The organism is Neobacillus bataviensis (assembly GCF_019969725.1).
In genome coordinates this window covers 120,363-137,905 of sequence record NZ_JAHXYW010000010.1, presented here as the reverse complement: position 1 = coordinate 137,905, position 17,543 = coordinate 120,363, and the positions used below count along the sequence as shown (strand labels likewise).

17 protein-coding genes are annotated in these 17,543 nt (G+C 40.3%); 2 read left to right on the top strand and 15 right to left on the bottom strand.

Annotated features, from left to right (window positions below; translation table 11 throughout):
* Positions 1–60 precede the first annotated feature (60 nt).
* The 3 genes from LC455_RS22345 to LC455_RS22335 are packed head-to-tail and all read right to left on the bottom strand — an operon-like array spanning position 61 to position 2,015.
* Complete coding sequence (locus tag LC455_RS22345) at positions 61–417, bottom strand: PTS lactose/cellobiose transporter subunit IIA (RefSeq protein WP_223594104.1); 357 nt, start codon at positions 415–417, stop codon at positions 61–63.
* A 23-nt stretch (positions 418–440) separates the two neighbouring features.
* On the bottom strand, positions 441–1,673 hold the full coding sequence (locus LC455_RS22340; RefSeq protein ID WP_223594102.1) for a PTS sugar transporter subunit IIC: 1,233 nt from the start codon (positions 1,671–1,673) through the stop codon (positions 441–443).
* A gap of 24 nt (positions 1,674–1,697) precedes the next feature.
* Positions 1,698–2,015 (bottom strand): PTS sugar transporter subunit IIB, encoded by a 318-nt coding sequence (locus LC455_RS22335; protein ID WP_223594095.1) that lies wholly within the window; start codon positions 2,013–2,015, stop codon positions 1,698–1,700.
* 181 nt (positions 2,016–2,196) lie between these two features.
* On the opposite strand from LC455_RS22335, the gene LC455_RS22330 reads away from it, so the two are divergent.
* Entirely contained in the window at positions 2,197–4,125 is a 1,929-nt protein-coding gene (locus LC455_RS22330) for a BglG family transcription antiterminator (RefSeq protein ID WP_223594093.1), read from the top strand.
* A 152-nt stretch (positions 4,126–4,277) separates the two neighbouring features.
* Positions 4,278–5,195, top strand: coding sequence for an aldo/keto reductase (locus LC455_RS22325; protein ID WP_223594091.1), 918 nt, complete (start codon positions 4,278–4,280; stop codon positions 5,193–5,195).
* Positions 5,196–5,257: 62 nt separating this feature from the next.
* On the opposite strand, the gene hxlB is transcribed toward LC455_RS22325, so the two are convergent.
* From hxlB to LC455_RS22265, 12 genes are all read right to left on the bottom strand, one after another.
* Positions 5,258–5,806 carry a 6-phospho-3-hexuloisomerase gene (hxlB, locus tag LC455_RS22320; protein ID WP_223594086.1) on the bottom strand — a complete coding sequence of 183 codons (549 nt, stop codon included), beginning with the start codon at positions 5,804–5,806 and terminating at the stop codon, positions 5,258–5,260.
* A 2-nt stretch (positions 5,807–5,808) separates the two neighbouring features.
* Positions 5,809–6,444, bottom strand: coding sequence for a 3-hexulose-6-phosphate synthase (gene hxlA, locus LC455_RS22315; RefSeq protein ID WP_223594084.1), 636 nt, complete (start codon positions 6,442–6,444; stop codon positions 5,809–5,811).
* 65 nt (positions 6,445–6,509) lie between these two features.
* The gene (locus tag LC455_RS22310; protein WP_223594083.1) at positions 6,510–7,487 is read right to left on the bottom strand and encodes a LacI family DNA-binding transcriptional regulator; all 978 of its coding nucleotides are present in this window, start codon (positions 7,485–7,487) and stop codon (positions 6,510–6,512) included.
* A 148-nt stretch (positions 7,488–7,635) separates the two neighbouring features.
* Positions 7,636–8,271: a bifunctional 4-hydroxy-2-oxoglutarate aldolase/2-dehydro-3-deoxy-phosphogluconate aldolase gene (locus LC455_RS22305; protein ID WP_223594080.1), complete on the bottom strand. Its 636-nt coding sequence runs from the start codon at positions 8,269–8,271 to the stop codon at positions 7,636–7,638.
* A gap of 63 nt (positions 8,272–8,334) precedes the next feature.
* Positions 8,335–9,615, bottom strand: a complete 1,281-nt coding sequence (locus LC455_RS22300; protein ID WP_223594079.1) for an MFS transporter — start codon at positions 9,613–9,615, stop codon at positions 8,335–8,337.
* Between the two features lies 1 nt (position 9,616).
* Positions 9,617–10,576 carry a sugar kinase gene (locus LC455_RS22295; protein WP_223594078.1) on the bottom strand — a complete coding sequence of 320 codons (960 nt, stop codon included), beginning with the start codon at positions 10,574–10,576 and terminating at the stop codon, positions 9,617–9,619.
* Positions 10,564–11,334 carry a sugar phosphate isomerase/epimerase family protein gene (locus tag LC455_RS22290; RefSeq protein WP_223594076.1) on the bottom strand — a complete coding sequence of 257 codons (771 nt, stop codon included), beginning with the start codon at positions 11,332–11,334 and terminating at the stop codon, positions 10,564–10,566. The genes LC455_RS22295 and LC455_RS22290 overlap by 13 nt, the downstream gene beginning before the upstream one ends.
* Positions 11,335–11,529: 195 nt before the next feature.
* Positions 11,530–12,705 (bottom strand): NupC/NupG family nucleoside CNT transporter, encoded by a 1,176-nt coding sequence (locus LC455_RS22285; RefSeq protein WP_223594074.1) that lies wholly within the window; start codon positions 12,703–12,705, stop codon positions 11,530–11,532.
* Between the two features lies 1 nt (position 12,706).
* On the bottom strand, positions 12,707–13,354 hold the full coding sequence (locus LC455_RS22280; RefSeq protein WP_223594073.1) for an AmiS/UreI family transporter: 648 nt from the start codon (positions 13,352–13,354) through the stop codon (positions 12,707–12,709).
* A 339-nt stretch (positions 13,355–13,693) separates the two neighbouring features.
* Entirely contained in the window at positions 13,694–15,538 is a 1,845-nt protein-coding gene (locus LC455_RS22275; protein ID WP_223594072.1) for a hypothetical protein, read from the bottom strand.
* 39 nt (positions 15,539–15,577) lie between these two features.
* On the bottom strand, positions 15,578–16,333 hold the full coding sequence (locus LC455_RS31780; protein WP_223594071.1) for a DUF4253 domain-containing protein: 756 nt from the start codon (positions 16,331–16,333) through the stop codon (positions 15,578–15,580).
* 301 nt (positions 16,334–16,634) lie between these two features.
* Positions 16,635–17,513, bottom strand: coding sequence for an Ig-like domain-containing protein (locus LC455_RS22265; protein WP_223594069.1), 879 nt, complete (start codon positions 17,511–17,513; stop codon positions 16,635–16,637).
* Positions 17,514–17,543: the final 30 nt, after the last annotated feature.

Genomic DNA, 17,543 nt, shown 5'->3' with positions numbered 1-17,543 from the left:
CTACTCCTCTCAAAAATATAAATGCCAGACACATTGGCTGACTGGCATTTACATCGCTTCTTATTTTCCTTCCAGCTTTTTCAAACGTTTATCGAACTCGCCAAATACATGAACTAATTGTTTAGCCGTATTCCACTCACTCATGATCGTCATCAAGGTATCCTGAGCATGTGCAAATAATAAGGAGAACTCAATTTTTTCCCCGCGGGCTTCCCCCTGTATCGTTGCTGTTTGAACAGAATGTGCGGCCGTGATTTTCTTTTTCGCTTCCGTCAATTTCTGCTCCGCCTTTTCGAAATCACATGTCGCAATACAGTCTAATGCTTCTTTAATGATGACTCGTGCATCTCCTGCATGCAGAATAATCTGCATCGAGATTTCATTAATATCCTTCTCGTTTACTTTGTCTTCAACCAATTTTCGTTACCTCCAAGACGTTTCTATTCTTCCTGTTCCTTTTTAACCTGCTGCATGTCATAGACCTTAAAGAACGGGAACCAAATCAACCATGATACTACTAATATAACAACTAATAAAATTAATCCCCTAAAATCAGAATTCACGAGGAAGGTAGAAATCCCCACGGGCAAATACCATAATTGGAAAACTTCCGCAGGTATTTTCACCATTCCCAGGTTTAAAACAATGTACGTGATGGCTGGAATAATCAGCGCATTCAACCACATTGGAATCATTAAGATTGGATTAAAGGCAATGGGAGCACCAAAAATGACAGGCTCGTTGATATTGAATATAGATGGTGTAATGGTTACTTTTCCAATCGCTTTTAAGTGGTTGGATTTTGCAAAAAATAACATCATCAACACAAAAGGCAATGTGGTTCCCATTCCGCCAATCCAAACCCAGGCCATTTGGGTTTCCATTGTAAAGATGTTTTGCACCTCTAAACCTTTGGAGACAGCATGGCTATTCGCTTCAATCCCGGCCAGCCAAATCGGGTAGACAATTGGGTACAAGGCCCAAGCACTAATCCCGAACGAATATAAGAAAATGCCGAGAAATGAGATCAAAACAAACCCTGCAAAACTTTGTCCAAGTATGGATATTGGTTCAAATACCTTCAAAATTAATGCATAAAAATCGAATTGCAGCTGGAAAGTGAACAACCATCCAAACAGTAATAAAAGCGTGATTGGAATGATGGTATCAAACCAGACAATGATAAAGTCCGGAAGAGAGCTTGAATTTTTAAAGAATGAGAACTTGGTAAAAAGGTACAGAACCGAGCCTGCAACAATCCCTACGAAAAGAGCAACAAACATTCCGTTTCCGCCAAAACGTTCTAATGAAAAAGTGATGTTGCCATCGTCCGTGAGCTTTGGCATGAGCAAAATGAAAAATAGGGATACCCCAGTCAGCCCGGCGATTAACTTTCTATCATTCTTTTTCTTTTTCTCCATAATGAAATAAGGGACTAAAAAGGCAATAAAAATACTAATAAGTCCAAATGAAAACGTAGTAATCGGCGAGAAATTAGGCATTTTGGGTATATACTCATTCAAAATGGAAATCATCGTGATCAGAGAGCCGACCAGGATGAATGGCAATGTCGCCATAAAAGCGTCTTGAATAGCAGCAATCCATGCATTTCTCGTTATTTTATTCATTTTGGGCGTGAATTTTTCATTCATCCATTTAATAAACGCATTCATCGCATAACCTCTTTTCTGCCATTATTATTTTTCCCCAAGAAGCGCTAGGATCAGGTCCAGGCCTTTATTTCCATCCAATAAACCGTAGATGGTTTGAGGGATCACAGCTGCCGGAATATGGTAAGGTTCCACCTTTGATTTTAAATCCTCTTCCATATATTTCAGATGCGGCCCAATTAGCAGGGCACTAATTTCATTGATGTATTCATCGATTTCCGACTCACTTCTAGCAATCACATTCATTTCGATATTTCTCTTTTTGGCTGCCTTGCGAATATTTTGCGCCATGAACCCGCTGGAAGCACCTCCTCCGCAAACTAATAAAACTGTTTTTTCATTCATCGTTCATTCCTCCTGTAAAGAAAATTGGATTTGTTATTCTGATGTCATTGTCCTTTTTTTCAGTCCTTCCTCTCAAGTAGAAAAAGTTCCTCATGGCAGGAAATCTGCCAACCTTTCTATTTATCAGGCATTTCTATAAAATATAAGAGTGATAATAGATATCGGTGGAGGTTTTGAAAGTATGAAAAAGGAGAGAGAGAACACGATTATTCAATTTCTGCTGAAAAAGAATAATTGGGTAAAAGCAGATATTTTGGCCAGCCAATTCTCCATATCCAGCCGAAGCATCCGCAATTATGTAAATAAAATAAACGAGAGCACCTCCCCCAACATATTAATCATGTCTTCTAACCTTGGGTATAAAATAAATGAAACCGTTTACGATGAAATCAAACGAAGCGAACATGTAAATAACACTGCGCCACAGGCGCCTAATGAGCGGCTCCATTACCTTTTAAAGCAAGCGATTCTAAATAGTGAGGGAATAGATATTTTTGACCTAAGTGAAACACTTTATGTCAGTGTCTCCACCATTGAAAGTGATATAAAAAAGGCGAAAAGCCTATTGGAAAAATTCCAACTGTCATTCAAGCGTGATGGCGACCACATCATCTTGAATGGGCTGGAGCAGGATAAACGGAAATTGATGAGCCACATCTTCTACGAAGAAACGAAAGACCAATTTTTGCATGTGGATAGTATACAGGCAGCGTTTGACTATGATGTGAAGGACTTTAAAAAAGAACTGATTAATGTATTGGCAAGGCATAATCTCTATGTCAATGAGTACACGATTGGGAACATTTTGCTCCATATCGTGATTGCCACGGAACGGATCAAAAAACACCGGACCATTTCCGAGGAGTTCATCAAAACCTTGAAAAACACCAAGGAATATGAGGCAGCATCAGATATCGCCGAATTGATCCAAACTGAATTCGGCGTCGCTTTTGACGGTGCAGAGCTTTATTACCTGACTATTTTGTTAATCAGTAAAGCAACCATTTTGCGGTATGACAGCCTGAACAAGGATAATCTCAGTGAATATATCGAGGAGCGCTATATCCTTTTGGTAAATGACATCATTCAAAAGGTAAACGATTATTATTTGGTCGATATTTATGACGATGAATTCTTAATTAAATTCACCTTGCATATCCGTAATTTGATAAATCGGGCACGGCATAATTATTTGTCCAAAAACCCGCTGACGAACCAAATTAAATCTTCTTATCCACTAATCTATGACCTGGCCGTATTTATTTCGAATCAGATCCAAAAAAGGGAGCACATTCAAATAAATGAGGACGAAATAGCCTATATTGCTTTTCATATCGGCGCATTTCTAGAACGGCAAAAAGTGCTTGAAAGCAAAATGACCTGTACCGTTGTCTGTCCGGAGTATTACAATCTGCATATGCCGATGGTGAAAAGACTGGAGCAAAAGTTCGGAGAGGAAATGGAAATCAGCAGGGTGATTACAAATGTTGATATCGATTTTGAGCAAATCGACTCGGATATCATGATCACGACTGTCCCAATGCCGAAAATGGCAGGCCATGAAATCATTCACGTCAATCCTTTCATGCTCGAAGAGGACATTCAAAGGATTCATCAAAGTATCGTGAAACTGAAAAAGGAGCGAAGCCGCCAAAAGCTAAAAAATTACTTGATCAGCCTTTTCGACCCCCACTTGTTCCAACATAACATTTATTTGGACAATGAATTTGAGATGATCAGGTTCATCGGGGAGAAAATGGTCGAGTTAGGTTTTGTAGAAAAAGGATTTATAGACGATGTAATCGAAAGAGAAAACATGTCTTCCACATCATTTGATAATAATGTAGCCGTCCCGCACTCGATGCATATGAACGCCTTAAAGTCTTCTATTTCGATTATATTAAATGACAAACCTGTAAAATGGGGAGGACATTCCGTCCAAATCATAGCCCTCATCGCTATAAATAAGGAGGAACGAAACATTTTCAGGGATATCTACGATAGCTTTATCAAGATACTATCTGAACCAGAAAATGTATACTTATTATTAAAGTCTAAGAATTATGATGAGTTTATTAATAATCTTTTAATATTAATGGAAGAGTTATGAAAATCAGGCGGGGCCACGTCTCAAACTCGCCAACTTGGGACTCCAACGACCCACCGGATACATTATTTAATATCAAACAGTTTGCTGTACATTAGACATGTATTTCAATAAAGTAAGAATGTGCCATTGTTCATAAAAAGGAGGAGTTCTAAATGAGAACAATAAAGCTAGGAAGCAGCTCATTAGAGGTACCAGTACTGGCCGTTGGCTGTATGCGAATTAACTCGCTGGACAAACCCGATGCTGAGCGCTTTGTCCAAACCGCTTTAGAAGAAGGGGCAAACTTTTTCGACCATGCCGATATTTATGGAAGCGGGACATGTGAGGAAATCTTTGCTGATGCCATTCATATGAATGCAGAGGTTCGCGAAAAAATCATTTTGCAATCCAAATGCGGCATTCGCAAGGGCATGTTCGACTTTTCCAAAGAGTATATTTTAGAGTCAGTCGACGGAATTTTAAAACGCCTGAAGACGGAATATCTTGACGTTCTCCTGCTGCATCGCCCGGATGCACTTGTGGAGCCTGAAGAAGTCGCGGAAGCTTTTGATATTCTTGAAAGTTCCGGAAAAGTACGGCATTTCGGTGTATCAAACCAGAATCCGATGCAGATTCAACTTTTACAAAAATTTGTCAAACAGCCGCTTGTGGCAAACCAATTGCAATTAAGCATCACTAACGCCACGATGATCTCAAATGGAATCAATGTTAACATGGAAAATGATTCAGCCATCAACCGGGATGGAAGCGTGCTAGATTTTTGCAGATTGAATGATATTACCATTCAGCCTTGGTCTCCCTTCCAATATGGATTCTTTGAGGGCGTATTCCTTGGCAGCGACAAGTTCCCTGAGTTAAATCAGAAGATCGATGAAATCGCCGCTAAATATGAAGTAAGCAACACGACCATTGCGGTTGCGTGGCTATTACGTCATCCCTCCAAAATGCAGCCAATCATTGGTACCATGAATCTGGACAGGTTAAAAGATTGTTGTAAGGCAACCGAAATTCATCTAACACGGGAAGAATGGTATTCAATCTATCGCGCAGCGGGCAACATACTTCCTTAAATAATGTAAAAAAATAAGTCGGTCTCTAAGCTGTGAGAGACCGACTTATTTTTCAATAGTTTTTACTCCAAATTACTATGCCGGCCAAACGCCTGGGAATGGTCCACTTCGTTCAGCTTGCCAAACAGCAGGCAGATTGTATCAAACAAAATATGCACACTTTGGTCAAAAAGAGATCCAAGCGGCTGAATCGTTTGTAATTCATTCTCGCGCCGGTACTTGGTTGCTGCCGGAACATGAAGGATATGTGTAGATGCTGCAGCCAGTGGTGACTCAGGATTGGTGGTAACCGCCATCACCGAGCAGCCGATTGATTGTGTTTTTTCAGAGGTCCAAACCACACTCTTCGTTGTCCCTGATCCCGATACCGCCACCAACAAATCCCCTTGTTCAATCGATGGTGTAATCGTTTCTCCCACTACATACACCGTTGCCCCCAAATGCATCAATCTCATCGCAAAAGATTTTGCCATTAAGCCAGAACGGCCTTCGCCAATAATAAAAATTCGCTTCGCTTGATGCAATTCGGACGCCAATGTTTCGAGCTGCCCTTCTTCCACCTGACTGATAACCGTTTCTACTTCTTTTAAAATTGTTTGGATGACTGACATCTTTATTCCCCCTGCCCAATTGCTTGTTTAAATTTTACTGCGGCCTCTGACGGATTGTTTGCTTTTGCAATCGCTGAGCCCACAATGACCACTGATGGATTGATTGTCTTTCTTAGACTTTCCAACGAATCCAACGTAATTCCGCCCGCTGCGGCCAGTTTAAAAGTTGGATCCGTAAGAAGTCCGCCGTGCTTTGTTCCCAAGTTCTTTGCTCCGGTTTCCTCTTGCTCATCCTTACTTACATGAGCGCAAAAAATGGCTTCGTTATACTTCAATAAATCCGTTACTTGCTCTTTTGAGGTGTTCAATAAATCTATCATTACCAGTTTGTTATATCGTTTGGCCACTTTGATGCAAGCATCAATCGTTACGAGCGGGGATACCCCCATAACCGTGGCGATATCTGCCCCGGCTTCAAAGGCCATCTCGAATTCGTAACGGGCATTGTCAATCGTTTTCATATCGGCCACAATCACCTTATTGGGAAAAGCTTGCTTTAGCTCTTTTACACTGCTCATCCCAAATTCTTTTATTAGAGAAGTCCCTACCTCCACCCAATCAACGGAATCCTCCACTTGTTTGGTAAGTTCTATGGCTTCGGCGACCGTCATCCGGTCCAAAGCAAGTTGTAATTTCATCGTTATAATCTCCTTTACTAAATCGGTTTAGTGAAACTTCAAATGAGATGGTGTCAGGCACCCGCCTACACCATCTGACTTGGGAACACAAACTCTTCCGGCTCCCGTTCGACTTTATTTATTTGATCAAACAGCAATTCTGCTGCCTTCCGCCCCATTTCCGAGGCTGGCTGGACAATAAAAGAAATCGGTGTTTCAACTAAATGAGCAAACGGAATATTATCAAAGACGATCAGTTCAACATCCTTGCCAAGTTTAAGACCCTTTTCTTTTAAAAATTCCACAACCGCTAGAAAAACACGGTCATTTCCAGCAAACAAAGCGGTCGGCCGCTCCTTCAAGGAAAAGAGTTTTTCAAGTTTGCCCTGCATTTCACTAATGCTGGATTCAATAATGAACTCATCAGTTACTTTTAAACCGGCATCTATCATCGCTTTTTTATAGCCTTCCAATCGATCCCGCCTCGTACTGACCGTTAACGGCTGCACCGCAAAGGCAATATTTTGATGGCCCTTTGCAATCAAAGATTGAATGGCCCTATAGGTGGACATCACGTTATCGGTTAGCACCGAAAATGCATCGAGATTTTCTACCCTTCGATCGACAAACACGACTGGATAGCCTTGCTTGATCATGCTTTCATATAAATCATTATTTTGTCCAGTTGGAAAAATAATCAGGCCATCGACCTGCTTAGCGCGCAGCATCTCAATATATCGCTTTTCTTTTTCTGGATTATCATCGGCGTTGCAAACGATGGCGTGTAAATCGTGATCTTGGCAGAAGTCTTCAATCGCACGGCTAATTTCCGTTGATAAATAGTGCATGATATTGGCTACGATGATACCGACCATCGAGGTCCGCTTTTGCTTTAAGCTTCTGGCAATATAATTGGGCTGATAGCCTAGCTTTTCTATCGCTTCTTCAATTTTTTGTTTTGTTTTTTCACCCATGTATTCAAACCGTTTATTGAGAAATTGCGAAACGGTACTTTTAGAGACACCGGCTTCTTTCGCTACATCGGCCATTGTTACTTTTTCCATACAATCCACTCTTTCAATCTGCATCAATGACTTCATTTTAGCGATAAATCATCGGTTTTTCCAGTTTTGTAAAACAAGAAACGGGCGTTCATTGCCCGTGAGCCACGAAATTGTGCTCTCACGGTAAATGAAATGATTTCAGTTTCACTCATCCCCGCGCAATCTGAACCTCTTCCATCAACTTCCGGGCATTGTGTGTGACCTCGAATAAATAATCCTCTGTCAGTGCCTTGGCAGGATCAACCAAGGAAGTTCCTACACCAACCGCCACCGCTCCAGCACGAATATAATCCTTAGCATTTTGCAGGTTAATGCCTCCTGTTGGCATCAGCGGGATATGTGGCAGCGGACCGGCTATATTTTTAAAGTACCCAGGCCCCACTGCACCAGCAGGGAAAACCTTAATCACATCGGCACCATGTTCATAGGCATTTAGAATTTCCGTTGGAGTAAAGGCACCCGGTACACTAATTACCCCATACCGTTTCGTCATACGGATGGTTTCCACATTTATTGTTGGCGAAAAAACAAACTTCGAACCGGCCATAATAGCCGCTCGCGCTGTTTCTGGATCGAGGACAGTCCCTGCGCCAACTAACAAGTCATCCCCAAATACATCTGCCGCTTTTTCAATAATCGCAAAGGCCTTTTGCGTTTCCATCGTGATTTCAAGAGCCGTAACCCCGCCTTCTTTAAGGGCGTTTGCCATAGGAATAATCGATTCAAGAGTGGCACCGCGAATGACTGCAACAACTGCTCTATTTTTTAGTTCCTCAATACCCATTCAAAATCTCTCCCTTTAATGGTCAACAGCTTTAGAGATGGGACTCTAAAGCTGCGGCCAGTTTTATGCACTTATTTTAGCATTTCCAGATTCTGTTTGTTTTTTCGCTGACTTAACTGCCAATACAGTTAAAATAGCGGATAAGAATAGCGAGCCTGCCATGAAGATATAAGAGGCACTAAATCCCCCCGTTGCTCCATTCAAATAACCAACTGCATAAGAGCCAGCAAAAGAACCTAATGCACCCATACTGTTAATCAGGGCCATTGCGCCGCCAGCTACATTTCGCGGCAGGATTTCAGGAATGATCGCAAAGAATGGTCCATATGGAGCATACATCGCACCGCCGGCGATCACTAATAAGATGAATGAAATCCAGAAATGGTCTGTTCCAATTGCATAAGAGGCATAGAATGCAATGGCACCAATTAAAAGGAACGGCCAAACAAATGCGTTTCGATTCAAGGTTTTATCAGAGAAATAAGAAGCAACTAACATAAGAATAATAGCTAAAATATAAGGAACCGAAGACAACCATCCAGTTTTGACAATATCCATATTTGGCGCTGCTTTAATGATTGAAGGAAGCCACATTACAAACCCATATACACCAATGCTCCAAAGGAAGTATTGCGCACTTAACAAAATTACGGGTTTTGATTTAAAGGCTTCGCTATAATTTTTAACAGGCTTAATCCCTTCCTGCTCACTAGCTAACTGTTGTTCAAAATCGTTCTTTTCTTGCTCCGTTAACCATTTTGCTTCTCTAGGTTTGTCATTGACAACCTTCCACCAAATAAATGCCCAAATTACGGCAGGAAGACCTTCTGCAATAAACATCCATCTCCAGCCAACAGAGTTCACCAAATAGCCAGAAACAATCGACATCCATAATACCGTTGCAGGATTTCCTAAAATTAAGAACGTATTAGCACGAGAGCGTTCTGCTTTCGTAAACCAGTTGCTTAAAAGGACCAGCATGGAAGGCATAACAGCACTTTCCACGACGCCAAGCGCAAAGCGAATCACAAATAATAATTTAATATTCGAGACCATTCCAGTAAAAGAAGCTAATAACCCCCAAGCAATCAACGACCAGAAAATGAGCACCTTCGCACTCTTTTTCTCAGCAAATGCGGCACCAGGCACTTGGAAAAAGAAATAACCTAAGAAGAAAAGAGAACCCAGTAAGGAAGAAGTACCCGCTGTAATGTGAAGATCCTCGGCTAAACCTGAAGCGGCCCCGAAGCCATAGTTGGCACGGTCAAGATAGGCAAGACTGTACGTGATAAACGCAATCGGAATTAAGCGCAGCCATCTTTGTTTCGCAATCGTTTGTTTCATGTCATTTCACTCCCTGTAAATTTTCTTCTATATATTTTTGCAGTTGATATGGGGTTGGGTAGCCATCGTTGTCTCCCGGTGATTGCACAGCTAGAGAACCAATTGCATTTCCCCTTGCAACGGTATCCTGAATCGAAAGGTTCTCCAAGAGTCCGCTAATAACACCAACAGCAAAGCCATCTCCGGCCCCGACCGTATCAATAACCTCTTTCACTTTAAAACCTGGAACGGTTCCTTCATCAAAAGCGGTTTTATAAAAGGCTCCTTCGTCACCAAGCTTAATCACCACAATCTCGACACCACTTTCTAAGTAAAAAGAAGCAATATCTCGCGGGTTCTTATACCCAGTCAAGATTTCACCCTCTGAAATTCCCGGGAGCACATAGTTAGCTCTGAAGGCAACGGCATTGATTTGTTCCACCATTTCTTCTTTTGATGCCCAAAGTGATGGCCGTAAATTCGGATCAAACGAGACGGTTCGGCCATTATTTTTCATAAAAGATAAGGCATGTTTGGCATAGGCCCTTGCCTGTTCCGAAATAGCCAACGGAATTCCGGTCATATGAAGATGTTTTGCGGATTGAAAATAATCTTCATTGAAATCAGTGATTTGCAGGTGGCTTGCGGCCGAGCCTTTTCGGAAATATTGTACCTCAGGATCCCCCTCCAGTACTTTCGATTTCAGTTGAAAACCTGTTGGATTCTGTTGATCGATTAAGACCTGCTCAATGTTGACGTTTTCATTTTTAAGCCGTTCGATAATAAACCTTCCAAAAGCATCGTTGCCTACCTTACTGACCCAGCCAGCCTGAAGTCCCAGCCGGGCAAGGCCGATGGCCACGTTCGTTTCCGCACCAGCAAGCTCGAGTGTAAATTGATTGATCTGGTGTAAGGAACCAGGCTGATTGGCCATAAACATCGCCATCGCTTCACCAAAAGTAATGACATCTAGCTGTTGCATGAAATCGCCTCGCTTTCTAATACTAATTCCGAAATTAAATCGATATAGTCCTTCGTTTTCTCTTTCGGCTCAATTGGGAATTCAAGCGCTTTCACCATCGTGCTTGGAAAATGCTGCATGACTTTTTTCCAGCTATGATTCCCTTCCCTTTGAAGCGGCACCGTGAGTAGCCCCTCTTCCACTTGTTTTAAATGAAGATAAACGACGTATGGTGAGAGCTTAGCAAGAGCTTCCTCCACACGTTGGCCGGAATAATACCAATTCCCGGCATCGAAGGTCATTTTAACGGGAACCTTTTTTTCGGTAACGTTTTCAAAAAAGGATGTTAACTGGCTGACATTCCCGCCATGGGGTGTCTGGTCATTTTCGACCAATAATTGAATGTTTTTGTATTGATTTAGGTAAGCCGCAAGATCACTTATGTTTGAAGCATCATGTTTATAATGCCCGAGTGACACCTTAAGCCACTTTGCCCCCATCTCCATCGCTTCTTGAAAAATCTCAGTTAATTCTGTTTCATTTAATTTATGGTTCTCTTTCCATAATTCAATGGGAGCGGAGTATACCGCAAAAAGTCCATTGCTGGCCATTTCATTTCGAATTTTGTCTAGCTGCGGATCTTGGACCGGTAATAATTCACGGCGAATCTCGACCCCAAAAGCTCCTGATTGAGCAATAAGTTGGAGAAAGGATTCCTGCCCATTCTCTAACACTTTGAATCTATCAAAAGCATTCAACGGAACAATCACGTTTTTCATGTTAAAGATCCTTTCTAAGCTGTGATATTGATAAATCGATTTAGTAAACCGGTTTAGTAAATCGATTTATTTTTATTATAAAGACAATGTAAGCGTTTTTCAATAGGAGATTTTTTATTTTTTTTAAGGAAAATAAAAACCCCTCTCATCACTTTAGTTTACAAAATGATAAAAGGGGTTTGCAATATTGAATGATTACAAGAACAAACCGACGATCGTTCCAGTTAAGACTGATCCCATTGTGGCTACTAACAATACTTTTAGACCAACCTTAGCTAACTCACTTGCCTTTTCATTATTGATCGCTTGTACAGTTCCCAAAATAATTCCAATAGATGAAAAGTTCGCAAATGATACTAAGAATGCTGAAACGATACCTACAGTCTTATGAGACATATGAGGGATCATTTTCATGAAGTCTAACATAGCAACGAACTCGTTAGCGGCTACCTTCGTACCCATGACTGATCCAGATTTAATAATTTCATTTGCAGGGATACCCATGATCCATGCGATTGGCGCGAATACATATCCAAGTACGCCGGTGAAAGAGATGCCGAAGATGGAAGTGAAAATCCAGTTAACGGCTGCAATCAATCCTACATAAGTGATTAGCATAGCGCCTACGATTAAGGCCGTCTTTCCGCCAAGCAATGTCCAGTTACCAATTGCTTCGAAAAGTGATTTCTCCGGAATCATTCCCTTAATATCGATTATTTCATCTTCTTCTTTACGAACAGGACATACAATTGTTGATAGGATAAGTCCGGAGAATACGTTAATAGGTAATGCAACCAATACGAACTCCGCAGGAATCATTTGCATGTATGCACCTAAGATTGAACAGCTGACTGCAACAAGAGAAGAAGTAACAACAACGAATAAGCGGTTTCCAGAAAGATTAGGAATGAATGACTTAACAGAAAGGATAGCAGAAGTATCACCGAATACCATGGAATTCACGGCAACAAATGATTCCACCTTTGGCAGGCCTGTTATTTTACTTACTGCACCACCAATGTATTTAATCGCTAATGGCAATATTCTCGAATAAGTCAAAATACCTAGAATAGCTGTTACGAATACAATCATCATTAGAACATTAACAAAGAATAAATTCTTTCCTGCAAGGTCCCCGAAAACGAATGAGATACCGTCATTACCGAAAGAAAGAACTTTGTTAAAGCCCTCTACAATCTTATTTAGAACTTTTTTACCAATTGAAGTATTCAGCATAAACCAAGCTATTAACAACTGAACGGCTGTCATAATCCCAATTGCACGATAATTGATGTTTTTCTTATCGTTTGACATCAACCAGGCTATACCCATGAGAATAAGGATACCAACGATTCCAATTATAATTGACATATTATTTTACCTCCAAAGCATTGATTACAGGGATTGCTTGACTTCTTTTCCCTTTATTATTTGAAAGTTTCCATCTAAAAAAACTAACAATAAAATAAACAATAGCTAGAATTAATACACAGGTCCAAATTCGGTAGACATTTTGTGTATTCCAGACACCTAAAAAATAAAGGAGTGCTGGAATGGTCAACGTAATCCATGATTGAACAAAGGCAACCAAACCAATATAATGTTCAATTTTTTTATTAAGCGCATTTGATAAAAAGAAGAGAAACCATAAAAATGTCCACATGCCCCATGTTAGTGCATCGACTACATTATGAAAGTGAATACTAGATGTAAAGGTATAGACGACTCCAACCAAACTAACCCAAAGACTGAACCAGCCGAGTCCGCTGCCATCAAGTCCCTTTAATGCCGTGAACCCAACATATAAATAAGTTAAGCCAAATAGAAAAATTGATGCATTATTATAAAGCTCCCAATGATCTTGATTCGAAACAACGATCAAATAGGATGGGATAATCATTTGAATGGTACCAACGAAAATATTAAAGATACCAACACTTTTTGCATCCGCTTTCCCTAACAGCATAAGACTGTTTAGAAATAAGACAGCACCAGAAAGAAATAAACCAACAAAACCCATTATGTTCCTCCTCACTTATTCGAGGTATTTTCTGCTAAATTTCTATCATCAACTAGTTTTACATGAAACGCTTTCACTCGTTAAATACCTAAATAATATACCATACAATTTGAACAAAAGTTAAACTATATTTGAACAAAGTTTTAATTTATTTTTTTCCATTTTCATTAAAAATGCCCATTTTAATGGAAATCGCAAAAATAAAATACTCAAACTTATTTTAAAAGTATGAAATTTTGTAAAAGTTTGTTGAAAAAATGTAAATTTTAAAAACATAAAAAAAGCTGCCACAATGACAGCTTCGAATTACAACTCTTTATTTTACGCTTCCTCGAAATATTATTGCAGAACCCCATTCTTATCAAAATAATACCTTTTCCCATTTATGGTGTGCCAGCCAACCGCCTGTTTCCCTGATGATAAATAATAATACCAGTACTTATTGTTTGGCCCTAAATTAACCCACTCATTCGCAGCCATGGCACCATTTGTTTTAAAGTAATACTTTGTACCGCTTATGATTTGCATTCCAGTTGCCATACCGCCCCATTTGTTGAGGTAATACCACTTACCGCCTTGGTACAGCCAGCCCGTTGTCATGGCGCCGCTTGTGCCGAAATAATACCATTCTTTGATGCTGGATGGCGCTGAATAAAGTGCTTGGTTCACATAAAGATTTTTCCATCCTGTTGCCATAACTCCATTATTTGGATCGAAATAGTACCACTTGCCGTTTACTTGCTTCCAATCAACCGCTGCTGCACCACTTGTATTGAGGTAATACCATTTTCCGCTGATATTCTTCCAGCCCCCTGCAGCCATGGCACCATTACTATCAAAAATGTATAATTTGCCGCCAACGAAATGGGCGCCCGTTACCATATAACCTTCTTGTTCGTCTAAGTAATACCATTTCTTGTTCCAGCTAACCCAGCCTGTAACGAGCTCTCCCTCATTATTGAAATAATACCAATCGCCTTCAATTTGCTGCCATCCCGTTTGCATGACCCCATCACTATTAAAATAGTAGAATTCACTGCCGATCATCGCAAAGCCAGTGACCATCGTTCCGTACTCATCGAAAAAATACCATTTGTTATCAATCAGCTGCCAGTCATAAACGAGTTCGCCAGTCGTTAAAAAATAATACATGCCATCCTCAATATAATTCCAGCCGGCTACCATTTTTCCATCTTTATTAAGGTAGTATTCTTTATCATCTACATAAATCCAGCCAGTAACCATCACTCCGTTTTCATCAAAGTAATAGCGATGATGATCGTAATCAAACCAACCTACTTTAGGATTACCGGATTCGTCAATAAAATAGCGCTTTCCATTAACTTCCACCCATCCTGAAGCTTTTCCCACAGTGAAATCGATATTACTAAAATCTCTCGTATTTTCTCCGCTATAAAAGACGCTATTATAAACGTATCGATAGTTATAATTATATCGGTCCGTCACAACAAAATGATCAAGCTTCCAAGTTCCAGTCTCGAAAGACTGATCAATCGAAATAGTAGAAATTTGCGGATTAAACGAATCGCTAAAGAAAAAAGAACGTAACTTATCAGAAGGAGTACGATAAACGGCTTCAATTCTAGTAGAATCATAATTTCCTAAATTATTTAATCCCGCAGCAGAAATTTTTATCGTATCGCCCAACGAGCCCTGATTCTTATCGATACTTACCGCCCCTAGCTGCGGCTGATACCCTGACGGATCGACATAGAAATTGCCCGCACTTAAGTCGGTTGCTTCCGGAGCGCCAGGAAATAATTCAGCATTTTTGAAAAAATAATCTCTCCCATTTAAAAAAACGCTAATTTCGCTAACCTTCCAATTCCCCTTTGCATGGTAATCCTCTATTTTAAATTTAGTAACATACTTCTTCGCTGCCTCGTCATACTCTAATCTGGCTGCCCTTGAATAGGTATTCCCATCATCAACAGCACGAAGTGTTAAGTATACAGAAGAAGCCACTGCTGCTGGTTCGAATCCTAAATCTAAACTAATGTCAACATAATCCCCAACCTTCACAGCCTTGGAACTAAGCTGAAGATCTTTCATCACCACTCCAGCTGCAAGTGCTTGCTGGCTGCTAAACTGCGAAACTAGGAAAAAACATAAAGCTGCAAACAAAATCCTAAACCATAATCCAGAAACCCGACTTCCTTTCAAGTTAATCCCCCTTATCCTAAAAAAAACAGTTCTCTTTTTTTAATCCCACCAAAAATACCATACAGAAGAATTGACCAGTGTCCCGGCAAGCGCCTTGACTGTTCCTACTCCTTGCCAGACTATATCCCCACAAAATCCAAATTGCTCCCAAGCAAGAAATTCTGAATCTTCTTGTGTCGTGGGAGGGTTCTCCACAAATAATTCCCAGACATCAGAAGCAACCAAAGCTGGCATTGCTCCATATTTTTCATACCAGTATTTGAATACAGCCACTTGTTCTTCTGGCAAAGGGCATTCATTGAATCCGCCCATTGGCACCCAAGCCGCTGCTTCCCAAGGTTTATCCGTTGGTATCTTTGCGAGAATGATTTTTTCGTTAATTGCATCCTCAATAGAAAGAAAATGATGCGTTTGTTCCTCTATTACAAACTCGCCGGTGATATCGTAGTCCTCGTTCTCATCCTCACCCATGGGCATGACATCCTCAAGCAGGTTCTTTAATAGTTTTTTTGCGTCAATATCCTTCGCTTTCTCTAGGATGGAATCCCGATCATCGTGAGAGAATCCATTATCTGCATTAGTATCCATAATTTCTAGCATCAATTCTGAAGGGATAATGATAAGAGGCGTGTACCCTTCTTTTTTGCCATCGATAAGTGCCTCATTATAAATCCTCGTAACAGTATTAGCATCTTTCTCATCAATAATCCGACATTCGCAACTTAATTTAGCAATTATTTCTTCAATATAATCTTTATGATTTTCTTTTTTCTTGAATTTATCAAATATCCCCACGTTCTTCCTCTCCCATAAGAAGGACACATTTAATAGTGTCCTCCTGATTATTTTTTTCTAATTTCATTATATTACTAAAAATTTCCTATTCATATTAATTTTATAGATTACCAACTTCACAAAAAAATATAACTTTCCGCGAGACATAGAAGTAAAACTCGCCTTTTTATTGGGATTAATTTATTATTTTTTATCAATATTTGATATTCATCTAGGCATTCAAATAACAAAACAGCACCTCTCCATCAAATTAGAGGGTGCTGTTGTTTTTTCGCAAAAACATCCAAAAAATTTAACTATGTTATTCTGTTACTGTTGAATCATAATTTTGTCCATCATCAACAGCAGAGCCATTTTCCCCTTGGCTATGTGGAACATTGACTAGAACACTCCCAACAGAGGAACCTCCCTTGCTATCTGTTGCCGTGAAGGAAATTTGATAGACCCTGCCATTCCCTTTTCCGTCCCGTTCGGCTCTTATCCAAGCGATGTCTGTTCCTATTCCAGCTCCATCAGCTGTTTTCCCCACTGCCTCATCTTGTGTGATGCCTGTAATTCTAATAGTGACTGGATCCCCATCCGAATCGGTTACGTTCTGAATGGTAACAGGTACCATTTTATTATTTGAAACCGAGATGCTGTCGATTGATGGTACAGCATTTGATACATCTGGCGCTTGGTCGGGAATCCCTTCAAATTGAACGGTTATAAACGTATCGGCTGTTTGATGGAGATAGTAAGGAAAGTCCTTGAGATTGGCTCCCAAGATTGTCGGAATGTCTGTACCGCCCGATGTTGCGGCGACTACTTTGCTGGCCCATACTGTATTCTCCGTATAATTTTTCAACCCATTCACACGGACACCAGCAATATTGTTAAAAGGAATAGAGTTTTGGTCATATCTTGCGACAGTTGTGAATGTATTGTTGGTCAAGTCAATGGAAAAATGATAATCTTCGCCGGCAGCTGAGTCCGGCGGAAACCAATCCACACCCTTAACTAACTCATCAATCGTATATGTTAATTCATGGGTAACAGAGGTAACTTCATAAATGGTAATGCTTTCTGCTTTTGACAAATCGACCACTTCCGGTGTTGCGGCAACCGCTTGGGAAGCAAATACGGAAAAACCTATTACGAGAGATGCAATTCCTGCCAACCACTTTTTTCTTTTTTCCATAGAAAATCTCCTCCGTTAGATGTTTTTAGC

What these genes read in the sequence shown, in the direction of transcription:
- LC455_RS22325 (WP_223594091.1), top strand. Translation starts at nt 4,278, where the DNA reads ATGAGAACAATAAAGCTAGGAAGCAGCTCATTAGAGGTACCAGTACTG.
- hxlA (WP_223594084.1), bottom strand. Translation starts at nt 6,444, where the DNA reads ATGAAATTACAACTTGCTTTGGACCGGATGACGGTCGCCGAAGCCATA.
- LC455_RS22300 (WP_223594079.1), bottom strand. Translation starts at nt 9,615, where the DNA reads ATGAAACAAACGATTGCGAAACAAAGATGGCTGCGCTTAATTCCGATT.
- LC455_RS22305 (WP_223594080.1), bottom strand. Translation starts at nt 8,271, where the DNA reads ATGGGTATTGAGGAACTAAAAAATAGAGCAGTTGTTGCAGTCATTCGC.
- hxlB (WP_223594086.1), bottom strand. Translation starts at nt 5,806, where the DNA reads ATGTCAGTCATCCAAACAATTTTAAAAGAAGTAGAAACGGTTATCAGT.
- LC455_RS22340 (WP_223594102.1), bottom strand. Translation starts at nt 1,673, where the DNA reads ATGAATGCGTTTATTAAATGGATGAATGAAAAATTCACGCCCAAAATG.
- LC455_RS22285 (WP_223594074.1), bottom strand. Translation starts at nt 12,705, where the DNA reads ATGTCAATTATAATTGGAATCGTTGGTATCCTTATTCTCATGGGTATA.
- LC455_RS22280 (WP_223594073.1), bottom strand. Translation starts at nt 13,354, where the DNA reads ATGGGTTTTGTTGGTTTATTTCTTTCTGGTGCTGTCTTATTTCTAAAC.
- LC455_RS22335 (WP_223594095.1), bottom strand. Translation starts at nt 2,015, where the DNA reads ATGAATGAAAAAACAGTTTTATTAGTTTGCGGAGGAGGTGCTTCCAGC.
- LC455_RS22295 (WP_223594078.1), bottom strand. Translation starts at nt 10,576, where the DNA reads ATGCAACAGCTAGATGTCATTACTTTTGGTGAAGCGATGGCGATGTTT.
- LC455_RS22310 (WP_223594083.1), bottom strand. Translation starts at nt 7,487, where the DNA reads ATGGAAAAAGTAACAATGGCCGATGTAGCGAAAGAAGCCGGTGTCTCT.
- LC455_RS22290 (WP_223594076.1), bottom strand. Translation starts at nt 11,334, where the DNA reads ATGAAAAACGTGATTGTTCCGTTGAATGCTTTTGATAGATTCAAAGTG.
- LC455_RS22330 (WP_223594093.1), top strand. Translation starts at nt 2,197, where the DNA reads ATGAAAAAGGAGAGAGAGAACACGATTATTCAATTTCTGCTGAAAAAG.
- LC455_RS22265 (WP_223594069.1), bottom strand. Translation starts at nt 17,513, where the DNA reads ATGGAAAAAAGAAAAAAGTGGTTGGCAGGAATTGCATCTCTCGTAATA.